Source organism: Pectobacterium aroidearum, from assembly GCF_041228105.1.
Taxonomy (GTDB): Bacteria; Pseudomonadota; Gammaproteobacteria; order Enterobacterales; family Enterobacteriaceae; genus Pectobacterium; species Pectobacterium aroidearum.
Map to the genome: position 1 here is coordinate 5186352 of NZ_CP166097.1, position 14837 is coordinate 5201188.

Sequence of the window (14837 nt, forward strand, 5' to 3'; positions counted from 1 at the left end):
GCGTGAGCGTATTAATCAATAAACAAACCAAAGTGTTGGTTCAAGGCTTTACCGGAAAAAACGGCAGCTTTCATTCTGAACACGCTATCGCCTACGGTACCCAAATCGTGGGCGGCGTGACGCCTGGTAAAGGTGGACAAATGCATCTGGGTCGAACGGTATTCAACAGCATGAAAGAAGCCGTTCCGGCCACTGGTGCGGAAGCCAGTGTGATCTACGTCCCTGCTCCCGCCGTACTAGATTCGATTGTAGATGCAGTGGAATCAGGTATCGGGTTGATTGTGGTCATCACAGAAGGCGTACCGACTCAAGATATGCTAAAAGCCAAACGCTTACTCAAAGCGTATCCCGATGTTCGTCTGATTGGTCCCAACTGCCCAGGGATCATCACCCCCGGTGAATGCAAAATCGGTATTATGCCGGGCAGTATTCATCAACCCGGACGCATCGGAATCATCTCCCGCTCCGGCACCCTAACCTATGAAGCCGTTGCCCAAACCACCGCACTTGGTCTGGGTCAATCTACTTGTATTGGTATTGGTGGCGATCCTATTCCCGGCACCAGTTTTATTGACGCGCTGAATTTATTTGAAAGCGATCCCGACACCGATGCCATCATCATGATTGGGGAAATTGGTGGAACAGCGGAAGAAGAGGCTGCGGAATTTATTCAAACTAACGTGAGTAAGCCCGTCGTGGGCTATATCGCCGGAGCGACGGCGCCTAAAGGGAAACGTATGGGACACGCAGGCGCCATTATCGCTGGCGGTAAAGGAACGGCAGAGGAAAAATTTCAGGCGTTTAAACGCGCAGGGATGGCATGGACGCGCAACCCCGCCCAGATCGGCACCACATTACTTGAGGCGATTGCCTGACCCTTATCATGATGACGGTGAGCGGCGCGCTCACTGTCAGTTAACCCCTCGCGGCGTCAGCAATGACGCCGCTCAAAACGACACCCTTCCCGCTTCTGCCCACCTTTCTATTTATCAGGAAGACACGTTTTTATCAGGAATATAAGTTTTTCATCATGATTGACCTTTTTTAACCGCAGACGGCCGGATGACATGACTCGCCAATTGACGCTGTGTGGCTTTACCACACCCTATGGCTGGCTTGTGCGGATACCCGCCTAAAAAACAACACAAAAAACAAAAAAACAAATATAAAACAATCAATTAAAAACAAAAACAAACTGGCATAAGACCTGCAATTCCCCGTCAGGAAATATTACTTCTCTACGACGAGGTTATTATGACTGACGTATCAAAACCAATAATTAAGAAGAGCAAGCTACCCGCTTATCTGGGTCTCTACATCGCGATTATCGCCGCAATCGCCATCACGCTACTTCCATTAGGAGACGATATTCCCAAAGCTGGCCAAAATATGATCGCGATTCTGGTGTTTGCGATCATCGTCTGGATCAGCGAAGCGATGGACTACACTTCCAGCGCCATTGTCATTTCCGCGCTGATCATTTTTATGATTGGCTTCTCGCCGGATATCCACCAGCCAGAAACGATGACTGGCACGGTCAATGCATTGAAAATGACCCTGTCTGGCTTCTCGAACTCTGCACTGGCATTGGTAGCAGCAGCGATGTTTATCGCCGCCGCAATGACCATCACCGGGCTGGACAAACGCATCGCGCTGTTCACGATGTCTCGCATCGGCGCCAGCAGTAGCAGTATTCTGATCGGCGCGATCGTCGTGACTATCGTGCTGAGTCTGGTTGTCCCCAGCGCGACAGCCCGTACCGCCTGCGTTGTCCCGATCATGATGGGCGTGATCGCTGCCTTCAATGTTGATAAACACTCCCGGCTGGCGGCGTCTATGATGATCGTTGTCGCACAAGCCACTAGCATCTGGAATGTTGGTATTCAAACATCAGCCGCGCAAAATTTACTCTCGATTGGCTTTATCAACAAAACATTCGGCGCTGAATATACGATCAGCTGGCTCGATTGGTTGTTGGCGGGTGCGCCCTGGAGCCTCACCATGTCTGTAGTGCTATTTTTTCTGGTGAGAAAGATGATGCCACCGGAAACTGAAGCGATAGAAGGTGGTACAGATGCGATAAAAAAATCACTGGCTGAACTTGGCCCGGCAAAAAGTGCGGAAAAACGTCTAATCGCCATTTCGGTTCTGTTGCTTTTGTTTTGGGCGACGGAAGGCAAGTTGCACAATATCGATACGACTTCTGTGACCCTGGCTGGGCTGGCAATCATGCTGATGCCGGGAATCGGCGTGATGAACTGGAAGGATGTAGAAAAGCGTGTGCAATGGGGCACGTTGCTCATGTTCGGTATTGGAATTAGCCTCGGCTCTGCCTTGTTGGATACACAAGCGGCATCCTGGCTGGCGAATTATGTCGTCAAAGGGTTTAACCTGCACGCATTACCCCCCATCGGTATTTTGGCGGTACTGACCGCGTTCCTCATTATTATTCATCTGGGATTTGCCAGCGCCACCGCATTGACCGCTGCGCTTCTACCTATTCTGATCAGTTTGCTGATTAGCCTGCCGCCAGAACTTGGCGTCAACCCAGTCGGGATGACCGTCATTCTAGCTTTCAGTGTCAGCTTTGGTTTTATCCTGCCAATCAACGCGCCACAAAATATGGTCTGTCTGGGAACGGACACATTCAGCCCGCGCCAGTTCACACGTATCGGTATTAGCTTGACCATCATTGGTTACCTGACGCTGCTATTGTTCGCGGCAACCTTATGGCCAATGCTGGGACTCATGTAACGGAGAAAAAATCATGTCAATCACGATCTCTTCCGAAAAATTACGCTGGTTAGTCACAGGGCTGTTTGAACTTAACGGCTGTGCCGCAGATATTGCGCAGGATATCGCCGAGCATATGATCGAAGCCGAACAAAACGGCTACGCCAGCCACGGGGTAGCACTGCTACCAAAGTATCTCGATAGTATCGCTAAAGGCGAGGTCAAACCGAATGCCCGTGCGGATATTACTGCCTCCACCCACGGTTTACTGCAAATAAATGGACAGGGCGGCTTCGGGCAACACATCGCTAAAACGGCAACAAAAGCGGCCATTAATAAAGCGAAACAAGATGGCTACTGCATTTTAACCCTTAGCCACTGTCACCATCTCGGTCGATTAGGGCATTACGGCCAGCTCGCCGCCGACAATGAACTTTGCATGTTGTCATTTAGTAACGTTACTGGCAGAAGTCCGACCGTCGCCCCCTGGGGTGGCGCGGAGGCTCGTCTGACCACCAACCCGTTCTGTTTCACCTGGCCCGTTCCCGGCGGAAAGCCTGCTGTTTTGGTTGACTTCGCCACGAGCAGTATGGCGCTAAATAAAGCCAGAATACTGGCAGAACAAGGGGAATATGTCGCAGCAGGGCAGTTAATTGACGCCAGTGGCTGCCCAACAAACGACCCGGGAGTACTGTTCACCACTCCAGCCGGTGCGCTGCTGCCGTTCGGTCAGCATAAAGGCTTTGGTCTGGCGTTGATGATCGAACTGATGGCGGGAATACTCTCTGGTGGAGAAACCATCGCAGAAGATCAGGCAGAATCAGGTTCGCCCCACAATAACTTTTTCGCCTTACTGCTCTCACCTGAGCATTTTTGCGATCAATCATCGCAAAAATGCGCGTATTTCATGGAATACCTTCTGGCAACTCAACCACAGTCAGGAAACTCAGAGGTGGTTTATCCTGGAATGCCAGAAGCCGCGTCACGTCAGCGGAATCAATCGCTGACCTTGTCATCTTCATTTTGGCAATGGCTAACGATGACTTACACCGCTAAAGGCATCAGCCTCGATGTACGTCATCAGACCGCCGATCTTATTTGTTAGGCAATTCGGTAAAACGGAAATCCTGCGGATTGATGTTGTGGCGATTGAGTTTGTCATAGAGTGTTTTGCGCGGCAGTATCAACTGCCGCGCAGTCAAACTCACCTGTCCCCCCGTCTGGCGCAACATGTCTTCAATAAGCTTCTTTTCAAACGCATCAATACTGGCAGTTAACCCCAGCGCCTCACGGCAGGTAATAGAAATTTCATCTGGTGTGTTTAATCCCAAAACAAAACGCTGCGCATAATGTTTCAGCTCCCTCACATTGCCGGGCCAACTCTGAGCTTGTAGCCAGGCAAGCAACATTGGGGAAATATCCGGCAATGGACGACGGTAAGTCTGTGCCGCCCGACTGGCAAACCAATAAAATAGTTCAGGGATGTCTTCACGTCGCTCGCGTAGCGGGGGGACACGAATCGCCACAACATTCAGACGGTAATAGAGATCAAGACGAAAATGCCCATCTTTACTCAGTGCCAGAAGATCATCTTTCGTTGCGGCAATCACTCGGCAATTAACCGGAATCAATTGATTCGCGCCAAGCCGTTCAAGAGTCCGCTCCTGCAATACCCTTAACAATTTGCTTTGCATACTGAGCGGCATTCCTTCTATTTCATCCAGAAATAATGTGCCGTCATTCGCATGTTCAATCTTACCAACCCGACGTTTAGCCGCACCGGTAAACGCCCCAAGTTCATGACCAAATATTTCACTCTCAAACAACGGTTCCGGCAATGCTGCACAATTAAGCGCAACAAAATTACCATTACGACATGAGCTCCAATGATGCAGCGTGCGTGCCACCACCTCTTTCCCGCAGCCTGTTTCTCCTTGAATTAGCACATCAGCACAAGTATCAGCGACATTGGCTAAGGCTTCACGCAGTTGATTCATGCCATGACTGTGCCCTATCAACAGCGGACCTTGCCCTTGTTGTAACCGAGATGTCAGTTCACGATTTTCTAAAATCAAACGCCGTTTTTCCCTCGCCTTTTCAATAACCGCCAGTATTTTTTCCGCCGTACTGGGTTTTTCGATAAAATCGAAAGCGCCTTCACGCATCGCTTCTACAGCCATCTCAACATCACCATGACCGGTGATCAGGATTACCGGGATATCGGGATCCAACTGAAGGACGCGGTTCATCAGTTCCAAGCCAGACATCCCAGGCAAGCGCAAATCAGTCATTAGAATCGATGTCGGTTCCTGATTGATCATGGCAAGCCCTTGTTCCGCATCCGCTACGGAAACAACTTCATATCCAGCAAGTTGCATTGTCTGCTCACAAGCAAAACGCACATCTGGGCTATCTTCCACATAAACGATTTTGACGTTAATTTTCGGTTGATTCATACGAGTCTCTCCTTTCCGGCCAGGAAATAGTAAAAATGGCTCCACCATCGGCATGATTTTCTGCCTGTATATTGCCTTCAGAATTACGAATAATTTCTTTCACTATCGCCAACCCCAGACCCATTCCCCGCTTTTTAGTGGTAAAAAATGGGTCAAATACTCGATCCACCACATCATGTGCAAAACCTGGCCCTGAATCCTTAATCGTGACCAAAATCCGGCCCGCCATTCGTTTTAAATGAATATCCAATCGCTTTACCGGAGATAACTCCATTGCATCCAACGCATTAATTAACAGATTGCTAAATATCTGTTCCAATCCTAGCTCATCACAGATTGCGATTAAGGGGGTTGATGGTGCATTAACTCGCAGAATGACGTTATTTTTTTCCAGATTGTGATTAAGTAACGCTACCGCTTTATAAATTGCTTTTACCACGTCAGCCTGTCCTTTCGGTACCCGGTGCCGACACGCAAATGTTTTGAGTTCAGTAATTAACTGGGTCATTCTCTCAACCAGTGAAATGATATATTTCAAATTCTGGTCGAGCTGCGTATACATCTCTTTTTCTAGCATTTTTCGAGCATTATCCGTTAGCGCCCGGATAGCGGCTAACGGTTGATTTTGTTCATGAGCCATCTCCGTTGCCATCTGCCCCAGAGCGGCTAACTTACTGGACTCCGCTAATGCTTCCCGGATATTCTGCAGCCCTTTCTCCGCCTGAATTCGTTCATTCATTTCCAGAATGAGCTGCTGATTAATCTCCTTTAACTCCTGCGTTCTGGCATTAACTTTGAGTTCCAGCAATTCATTTGCTTCTTTCAGCAATGATTGCGATCGCATCTTCATACGGACATAACCAATAATGACAAGTAATATAGAGTAAGTACTTATCACGACAAAAAAGACGATCGCTACAGACCAATATTCACCTTCAATATTAGACAGTAAGGTCACTGTCCAGTTAAATTCCGGCATAAGTATTTTTTGAGAATAATGACTTGGAAAATAACAGTTTTCTTTGGCGGTAAAATTCAAGACCATAAAATCATTAGTAGAAAAACAAGTGTATATGTTGATGGACTCTAAAGATTGAATAAAATACTGTCGGGTTTCTTGTAGTTTTTTTCTAGTTTGCACGCTAAGTGGCTGTAGCACTTTCATACGCCAATCTTCATCAGAACTGAGGAAGACAATACCATTCTCATCGGAAATCATAATATTATCAGGACCTTCAGACCAAGCATTCTCCAACACCTTCAGGTTTATCTTAACAACAATGACGCCAATTTTTTTCCCCTTATCTTCAATCGCCCATGAAATGAAAAAACCGGGCTTAGATGTCGTGTCTCCTATACCATAAAACTTCCCTAGTATTCCTTTCATCGCCTGAATGAAATAAGGACGAAAACTGTAATTATGCCCAACATAGCTTCCAGGTTCATCCCAATTACTGGATGCAATCGTCTTACCATTCACATCAACGACATAAAGTGCGGCAGCTTTAGTCAGCTCATTCATTTTCTTTAAATGCAGATTTAGCTCATGGAGTTTTTCTTTTTCATTCTGATTTCTGACAGCAGAAAAAACGACTTGATCCATCGCCATCATATAAGGCAGGTAATAATATTGTTCTATTGTTGAATGTAGCGTTGCCTTATACATGTCCAATCTCATCTTATCTGTGTTCATCACACTCTTCAGATAAAATTCATAAACACCCCAGCCAGTTAAAAAAAATAAAGAAAACAATGGTAAAAGTAAAACAATAACCTTAAAAAACAATGACCTGAAATCAATAAGTTTACGCATAACTATTCTCACTTATTAACATATCTAAATCATTTCTACTTCCATTTATTTCTTTATTCTATCTAGTTATTTTCATGTAAAAACTAGATATCCTCTATATTTCCTATTTTCTACCACTCAATCTTTATAAAATCTCATGAAAATATATTTTTAGAAATGGGAGGATTATAATTATAGAATTATAAAGGTACGAAGTATTTTTACTCATATTGTGAATCAATATATAAATATCACTCCAATGTGTGCGGTTTTTCACACACCGAAGTTTTTTATACCATCATACTTCAAGTTGCATGTGCGTTGGCAGCGGGACCAGGCACACTTGTGTGTGTCTGGTCCCGTAGTGATTACCACCAGCAGCGTTCAAATCAGCCGCTGATATAATTGTCCGTCCCCCGAATACTTATCTGAGTAGGCTCATCAGGATTCCTGCCTTGTCGTCTTCCTGAGACTCACATTATTCAGGGTAGATACGCATCTTATTTTCTACTGCTCACAAACAATATTTTTACTCATTCATCAACGAAACGGGTCATATCACGCGGGAAAATTGCTGCGTTCTGAGCTTGTTACGCAGGTAGACGTCAAAGCACATACAGATATTGCGGATCAGCAGACGCCCTTTCGGCGTCACCACCAGCCCGTCTTCCTGACTATCGACCAGCCCATCAGCCACCAGTGGAGCCAACAACGCTAAATCCTGCTCAAAGTAGGTTTTAAAATCGATCGCATATTCTGCTTCAATGGGCGCATAGCTGAGCTGGAAATTACAGATTAACGTCTTAATCACATCACGACGAAGGCAGTCGTCACGCGTCAGCTGTAACCCGCGCCACAGGCCATTTCCTTTGTCTTTGACCTGCGCATAATACTGCTTCAGCTCCTTCTGGTTCTGAGCATAGCTATCACCGATCATACTAATCGCCGAAACGCCCATCCCAAGCAGATCGCTATCGCCCTGTGTCGTATAGCCTTGGAAATTGCGGTGCAGTTTCCCTTCTCGCTGTGCTACCGCCAACTCATCGTCCGGGCGAGCAAAGTGATCCATACCGATAAACTGATAGCCCGATTGCGTCAGCGACCCAATCGTCTGTTGCAGAATATCCAGTTTTTGCTCCGCGCTCGGTAAATCCGCTTCTTTAATCTTGCGCTGTGCCGCGAACAGACTGGGTAGATGCGCATAGTTAAAAACGCTCAGCCGGTGCGGGCTTAATTCCGCAACGCGCTGTAGCGTAAAGGCGAAACTTTCCGGCGTTTGCTTCGGCAGGCCATAAATCAAATCGATGTTAGTTGAAGTGAAGTCCAGCGCTTTTGCTCGCTCAATGAGGGCAAAAATAAAGTCTTCATCCTGCTCGCGATTAACCAGCTTCTGAACGTCTTTATTAAAATCCTGCACGCCCATGCTCAGGCGGTTAAACCCTTCGGCACGCAAATGATCGAGGACATCCAGCTCAATTTCTCGCGGATCGACTTCAAGCGACAGCTCAGCCTGCTCGGAAAAAGAGAACAGTTCGCGCAGCAGCGACATCAGTCGGCTGATTTGTACTTTATTCAGGTAGGTTGGCGTACCGCCGCCCCAATGCAATTGCGTCACCGTTCGTCCAGCGAATAGCGGCGCACGCTGGCGAATTTCCTGCTCCAGCACATCAAGATATTCATCCGCTTTATGCTGCTGACGCGTAACCAGCTTATTACAGCCACAGAAATAGCACAGCCGATGGCAAAAAGGGATGTGGATGTACAGCGACAGCGGTCGCTGAGGATAACGGGCGATGGCCTGCTGAAACGCTGGCTCATCGTAAGCTTCACTGAATTCTAACGCTGTGGGATAAGACGTATAACGCGGCCCGGAATAGTTATATTTTTGAATCAGGGCCAGATCCCAGTCAACGGACGGTATCGACATATTCGCTCACTCCTTCCAGTTTTTACTCGGTGGGTTATCCTTCCCCTCCTTTAGATCGCCGACAATGGCGTTCAAAAACGCTCCCGGCGTTTTGTTACTCGTCTCATCCTTGAGACTCGCCCTAAAGGGCCGCCACGTTGTGACGTTCAAAAACGCTCCCGGCGTTTTTGTCTGGGGCGCCGAACCTGATTTACGCGCCCGTTAAATAGGGCGCGGTGCAATCGGTGCTTACGCTTCGACAATAGCCATAGTTTACTGAACAGATAGAGCAGATAAAACGTAACCAGCAATATCAGGAACAGAAACAGCCATTTCATTGATTAGAACGCGTCTTTCGGGTTATTACGTTTCAAAAGCTGCAACATATCTTCCTGCGGCTCTTCTTCGTCATCATCACCTAGCTCAATGCCAAGCTCTTCCATCAGGATATCGATACGATCCAGCGTTTCATCAACCCATGATTGATCTTTGGCGCTCAGCGTTTCACCGCTATCCAGACGATCCAACAAGGCATCCAGACGTGAATCGTTTTCTAACATTTCCAGCTCTTCTTCCGGAGACATTGTCGGTTTGGCAGCAACGACGTTCTCCACAGGCGCAGAAGGCTTCGACTTAGGTTTAGGTTTCGCAACGGCGCTATCTAACACGCCAAGCGGTACAGGCTTTTTACTACCAATACGCGGATCGGCGGCTTTACGCTGACCAGAACGCTGATCGGTAGACGCTTTTTCCTGAGTTCGGCTGCCCGCCACGTGACCACGATGCTTTTTATCTTTCTTCCGCTCACGCGCTTCACGCTCTAACTCTTCACGAGTCTTTCTTTTTACTTTGGGTTTTCCTGCCTTATCGGCAGCCCCTTTGACAGGTCGGTTCATAATGTTGTTCTCAGGTACACAGATATAAGGGAAGTGCGGCGGAATCTAGCAGAAAGCTGGGTAATAAAAAAGCGTCCACATCAGACGGCTGAGCTTTTCTTTTCACATCAGTCTGCTGCACTTTAAGGCAGATAAACCCGCCTTTATTGTCAGTTACAGGTATAATCCCCAACCAGACAGAGATCCAGATAGAGATAACCATCGTGACCCAGCAATATAACTACCACATGACGCGTTTTATCATCAGCGCCCCGGATATTCGCCATCTGGCAACAGATAGCGGTATTGAAGTGGCCTTTGCTGGGCGCTCTAACGCCGGAAAATCCAGCGCGCTGAACACGCTGACCAACCAGAAGAACCTGGCTCGAACCAGTAAAACACCGGGCCGTACCCAGTTGATCAACCTGTTCGAGGTGACCGACGGCGTGCGTTTGGTCGATCTCCCCGGCTATGGCTATGCTGAAGTGCCGGAGCAAATGAAGATCAAATGGCAACGTGCGCTCGGTGAATACCTGCAAAAGCGCAACAGCCTGAAAGGTCTGGTTGTGCTAATGGATATTCGTCATCCGCTAAAAGATCTCGATCAGCAAATGATTCAGTGGGCAGTCGATGTCGAACTTCCAGTTTTAGTGCTGCTGACCAAAGCCGATAAGCTGGCTTCAGGTGCACGTAAGGCACAGTTGAATATGGTTCGCGAGGCTGTCTTGCCATTTATGGGTGATATTCAGGTCGAAGCGTTTTCATCACTGAAAAAACTCGGTGTCGATAAACTACGACAGAAGTTAGACAACTGGTTCAGCACGTTGGAACACGCTGAAGAAGAACAAGAAGCAGAATAATCCTTTCGCGTGGTGCTGAGAATAATAACTCGCATCACGCCCCTACGTTCCCGCAATGATCACCCACCAGAGACCTTCTTTTCACACTCGAATTCGTGAAGACACCTTGCTACCCGTCACGTAGCTATCGCCGTTTTGAGGGTAAAAACCTGAATAAAGCCCATAAAAAACGCCCCGCTCAAAACTGAGCGGGGCGGCTAATATTCAGCCAAATCCGATTACGTGAAGTAAAAGGTCTGAAAGATAGAACATCTTACCTCTGTACCCTACGTCTTTAACTCTACTCTATTTTTTCACGGGAACAAAGGATTTTTTGTTGTTTACTTTCATAGAAAATGGTTATCGATTACACAAAGTTAAACCAGGTCACACAATACTGTTATTTAATTACAGAAATAGCACAAGAATCGGCCATTAATGTGCTTCATCCCAGTTCATGCCCGTACCAATGTCAACCTGCAGCGGGACATTCAATTCCATACAACCTTCCATTAATGTTTTGATTTTACTAATGGATTCTTCAATAACCGAATCATGGATCTCGAAAACCAGCTCATCGTGAACCTGCATGATCATTTTCACCTGCGGTGCGTCTTTCTGTAGCCAATCGTCAATCGCGATCATTGCTTTCTTAATAATGTCAGCAGCGGTGCCCTGCATCGGGGCGTTAATCGCCGCACGTTCCGCACCTTTACGCGCCATCGCATTACGAGAATGGATGTCTGGCAGGTAGAGACGGCGACCATCCAATGTAGACACATAGCCATGTTCCGCGGCCTGTTGGCGCGTGCGCTCCATGTAATCCTGCACGCCTGGATAGCGCTCAAAATACAGGTTCATGTATTTCTGCGATTCGCTACGGGGAATATTCAACTGACGCGACAGACCAAACGCGCTCATGCCGTAGATCAAACCAAAGTTGATCGCTTTCGCACTGCGACGCTGTTCTGATGTCACCTTATCCAGCGCGGTGCCAAACACTTCTGACGCCGTTGCCCGGTGGATATCCAGTCCGTTCGCAAACGCGTTCAACAGCCCTTTATCACCGGATAAGTGCGCCATGATACGCAGTTCGATTTGCGAGTAGTCCGCCGCCACAATGCTGTAGCCCTTCGGCGCAATGAATGCCTGACGAATACGGCGCCCTTCGTCATTACGCACCGGGATGTTTTGCAGGTTAGGATCGCTGGAAGACAAACGCCCGGTCGCAGTGACAGCCTGGTGATAAGACGTATGCACACGCTTCGTCGCCGGATTGATCATCAGCGGTAACTTGTCAGTGTAAGTAGATTTCAGCTTGGCCAAGCCACGATATTCCAGAATCAGCTTCGGCAGAGGGTAATCCAGCGCCAGTTCAGCCAACACTTCTTCATTAGTTGACGGTGCGCCTTTTGGCGTTTTCTTCAGAATCGGCAGCTTTTGCTTTTCATACAGAATACCCTGTAGCTGCTTGGTCGATGAGAGATTGAACTCTTCGCCCGCCAGTTCATACGCTTGTGTTTCCAGCTCCGCCAGACGGGTTGTCAGCTCTTTTGAGTGCTCCGCCAGAATCGCAGGATCGATCAGCACGCCTGTACGCTCGATGCGGGATAAAACTGGCACCAGCGGCATATCGATAGTCTGGAAGACCTGACACAGGTCGGCATGCGGTTGCAGTTTCCCCCACAGCTTCTGATGCAGATGCAGCGTGACGTCCGCATCCTCGGCCGCATAAGGCCCAGCCTGTTCCAGTGCGATCTGATTAAACGTCAGCTGATTTTTCCCCTTACCCGCGATCTCTTCAAAGGTAATGGTTTTGTGGTTCAGATAGCGTTCGGCCAGACTATCCATATCGTGGCGGCCCGCCACGCTGTCGAGCACGTAGGATTCCAACATGGTATCAAACGCGATACCGCGCAAATCGATGTCGTACCGCTGCATCACGCCTTTATCAAATTTGAGATTCTGACCAATCTTAAGCAGCTTCTCATCTTCCAGTAGCGGCTTGAACAAGGCCAGTACCTTGGCGCGATCCAACTGTTCCGGCGCATCCAGATAGTCATGCGCTAATGGCAAATAAGCCGCTTCACCTGGCTTAATCGCAAATGACAAACCAATCAGATTGGCGGTGAGCGTATCCAGCCCGTCGGTTTCCGTATCAAAAGCGAAAACCTCAGCTTGTTTTAGACGCTCAATCCAATCGAGCAGCGTTTCTTCATCAAGAATCGTGACATAACCGTCGGCAGAAAGCGCTGGCGCGTTGCTCTCTTCAGCAGCCTGCTCAACAACCACTTTGCTCACAGCCGGAACAGGCTGACTGCTTTTTTTACCTTCCAGCCAGGTACCGGATTCAACATCTGATAACCAGCGTTTAAATTCATAACGGGAAAAGAGACGATGCAGCTCATCCACGTCCGGTTCATTAACGGTAAGCTGCTCGCTGCTAAGATCCAGCTCAACATCCGTTTTAATGGTGGCAAGCTGATAAGAGAGGTAGGCCACGTCTTTATGCTGTTCCAGCTTCGGCGCCATGGTTTTCGCACCACGGAAAGAGAGCTCGGCAATTTTATCCAGATTGGCATACAACGAATCCAGTCCACCGATCCCTTGTAACAGCGCCTGCGCCGTTTTTTCACCCACACCGGGTACGCCGGGAATGTTATCCGACGCATCTCCCATTAGCGCAAGGAAATCGATAATCAGCTCTGGAGGAATACCGTATTTATCACACACTTCCTGTGGGCCAAGAATGCTGTTATTCATGGTATTAATGAGCGTCACACTTGGCGTCACCAGCTGTGCCATATCTTTATCGCCGGTACTGATCAGCACTGGCTTACCTGCTTTTTCCGCCTGAACGGCGAGCGTGCCGATCACATCATCCGCTTCTACGCCAGAAACCGCCAAAAGCGGCAGCCCCATCGCTTTCACCATATTATGCAGAGGCTCTATCTGTTCGCGCAGATCCTCTGGCATAGGTGGGCGATGAGCCTTATAGTTTTCGAATAGCTCATCGCGAAACGTTTTCCCTTTCGCATCAAAAACAACGGCAACATGGCTGGGCTGATATTGCAGCAGCAAACTGCGTAGCATATTCAGTACGCCATACATTGCACCGGTGGCTTCTCCCGCGCTATTTGTTAACGGTGGAAAAGCGTGATAAGCACGATACAAATAGGATGAACCGTCTACCAGTATTAAAGGGTTTTCTGCAATCTGAGCCATAGCCTGCCGTGATCGTTGTTGTCTGTCATGCCGCTAAGCATGCCATAGGTCAGGGAAAGAGACGATCCTTAACGTAAGATATTGGCTGATTTTGCATGGATCTTCGCAAGATCTTCCTGTGGATAACTTTGTGAATAATTTTATCCCGTTAATTATTAATTTCTTCTGTTATCTTACGGCGTTTTTTTATATTCATTAATTTCATGCAGTTATAATATAAATTGTTTATTTTTGAGGCATGATAAACCGTCATCCAATTTGTGGATATAAACAAAGAGATAAATAGCTATTGTAGGTTAGGGAGATATAAAGATAAGAAGGTGAACAGCGAAAAGGTATACAGTCATGCGGTTTTACCCGCATGACTTATTAAATAATTACTTCTTGGTAACGAGGAACTTCACTACCTCAGCGTACTGTTTTACATATCCGTCCATTGAACTGGTATCAAGACCATCATTCTTGATCATATATTTACCGTTAACGAACATGGCAGGAACGCCGCGTAATTGTAAATCTGCGGCCGCTTTTTCCTGCTGGGCAACCAGAGATTTCACAACAAAGCTATTCAGCGCACCATCAAACTCTTCCGCACTCACGCCAGCTTTAACAAAGACGTCGCGAATATCTTCCGGCTTTTGTACGGTCTGTGTTTTCTGAACCGCATCAAACATCAGAGGGGTAATTTTATCTTCTACGCCCAGCGCCATGGCCACAGCCCAGGCTTGAGTCAGGTTTTTACCCAATGGGCCCAGGAAGTCCACGTGATAACGTGTCATCTTCGTCCCTTCTGGCAGCGCTTTTTTTACTGCATCTGGAACATGGTAAACCTGCTCAAATTGATAGCAGTGCGGGCAATAGAATGAGAAAAACTCGAGAACCTGAGGTTCTTGCGTCGCAGGTTTATCTAATTCTACATATTGTTTGCCGTCAGAAAATTCTGCAGCAGAAGCACTAAAAGCCAGAACCATGCCAATCAGCGCAAGACATAATCTTTTCATAAATTTCACT

Annotated in this window: 10 protein-coding genes; 4 read left to right on the top strand and 6 right to left on the bottom strand. The window is 47.6% G+C overall.

What is annotated here, in order from left to right; translation table 11 throughout:
- Window positions 1-2: 2 nt before the first annotated feature.
- From sucD to AB8809_RS23390, 3 genes are all read left to right on the top strand, one after another.
- Entirely contained in the window at window positions 3-875 is an 873-nt protein-coding gene (gene sucD / locus AB8809_RS23380) for a succinate--CoA ligase subunit alpha (RefSeq protein ID WP_300996805.1), read from the top strand.
- 379 nt (window positions 876-1254) lie between these two features.
- Window positions 1255-2754 (top strand): DASS family sodium-coupled anion symporter, encoded by a 1500-nt coding sequence (locus tag AB8809_RS23385; protein ID WP_300996807.1) that lies wholly within the window; start codon window positions 1255-1257, stop codon window positions 2752-2754.
- 13 nt (window positions 2755-2767) lie between these two features.
- Window positions 2768-3838: an Ldh family oxidoreductase gene (locus AB8809_RS23390; RefSeq protein ID WP_300996808.1), complete on the top strand. Its 1071-nt coding sequence runs from the start codon at window positions 2768-2770 to the stop codon at window positions 3836-3838.
- Here the strand turns inward: AB8809_RS23390 and AB8809_RS23395 are convergent.
- The 4 genes from AB8809_RS23395 to yihI form a co-directional block, all read right to left on the bottom strand.
- On the bottom strand, window positions 3828-5189 hold the full coding sequence (locus AB8809_RS23395) for a sigma-54 dependent transcriptional regulator (protein WP_349856922.1): 1362 nt from the start codon (window positions 5187-5189) through the stop codon (window positions 3828-3830). The two genes, AB8809_RS23390 and AB8809_RS23395, sit on opposite strands and share 11 nt — an antisense overlap.
- Window positions 5170-7002, bottom strand: a complete 1833-nt coding sequence (locus AB8809_RS23400; RefSeq protein ID WP_349856924.1) for an ATP-binding protein — start codon at window positions 7000-7002, stop codon at window positions 5170-5172. The genes AB8809_RS23395 and AB8809_RS23400 overlap by 20 nt, the downstream gene beginning before the upstream one ends.
- A gap of 532 nt (window positions 7003-7534) precedes the next feature.
- Window positions 7535-8908, bottom strand: a complete 1374-nt coding sequence (gene hemN, locus AB8809_RS23405) for an oxygen-independent coproporphyrinogen III oxidase (RefSeq protein ID WP_349856925.1) — start codon at window positions 8906-8908, stop codon at window positions 7535-7537.
- Window positions 8909-9228: 320 nt separating this feature from the next.
- Window positions 9229-9783, bottom strand: a complete 555-nt coding sequence (gene yihI, locus AB8809_RS23410) for a Der GTPase-activating protein YihI (RefSeq protein WP_015842305.1) — start codon at window positions 9781-9783, stop codon at window positions 9229-9231.
- Between the two features lie 203 nt (window positions 9784-9986).
- Here yihI and yihA point away from each other — a divergent pair, with 203 nt between their 5' ends.
- Window positions 9987-10622 (top strand): ribosome biogenesis GTP-binding protein YihA/YsxC, encoded by a 636-nt coding sequence (gene yihA, locus AB8809_RS23415; protein ID WP_015842306.1) that lies wholly within the window; start codon window positions 9987-9989, stop codon window positions 10620-10622.
- A 414-nt stretch (window positions 10623-11036) separates the two neighbouring features.
- Here yihA and polA read toward each other — a convergent pair whose 3' ends face one another.
- Entirely contained in the window at window positions 11037-13826 is a 2790-nt protein-coding gene (gene polA, locus AB8809_RS23420) for a DNA polymerase I (RefSeq protein WP_349856927.1), read from the bottom strand.
- Window positions 13827-14203: 377 nt separating this feature from the next.
- Window positions 14204-14827: a thiol:disulfide interchange protein DsbA gene (dsbA, locus tag AB8809_RS23425; RefSeq protein ID WP_349856942.1), complete on the bottom strand. Its 624-nt coding sequence runs from the start codon at window positions 14825-14827 to the stop codon at window positions 14204-14206.
- Between the last annotated feature and the right edge of the window lie 10 nt (window positions 14828-14837).

Excerpts from the sequence above, each read along its gene's own strand:
- yihI (WP_015842305.1), bottom strand. The coding sequence starts at position 9,783 with ATGAACCGACCTGTCAAAGGGGCTGCCGATAAGGCAGGAAAACCCAAA.
- hemN (WP_349856925.1), bottom strand. The coding sequence starts at position 8,908 with ATGTCGATACCGTCCGTTGACTGGGATCTGGCCCTGATTCAAAAATAT.
- AB8809_RS23385 (WP_300996807.1), top strand. The coding sequence starts at position 1,255 with ATGACTGACGTATCAAAACCAATAATTAAGAAGAGCAAGCTACCCGCT.
- AB8809_RS23400 (WP_349856924.1), bottom strand. The coding sequence starts at position 7,002 with ATGCGTAAACTTATTGATTTCAGGTCATTGTTTTTTAAGGTTATTGTT.
- AB8809_RS23395 (WP_349856922.1), bottom strand. The coding sequence starts at position 5,189 with ATGAATCAACCGAAAATTAACGTCAAAATCGTTTATGTGGAAGATAGC.
- polA (WP_349856927.1), bottom strand. The coding sequence starts at position 13,826 with ATGGCTCAGATTGCAGAAAACCCTTTAATACTGGTAGACGGTTCATCC.
- dsbA (WP_349856942.1), bottom strand. The coding sequence starts at position 14,827 with ATGAAAAGATTATGTCTTGCGCTGATTGGCATGGTTCTGGCTTTTAGT.
- AB8809_RS23390 (WP_300996808.1), top strand. The coding sequence starts at position 2,768 with ATGTCAATCACGATCTCTTCCGAAAAATTACGCTGGTTAGTCACAGGG.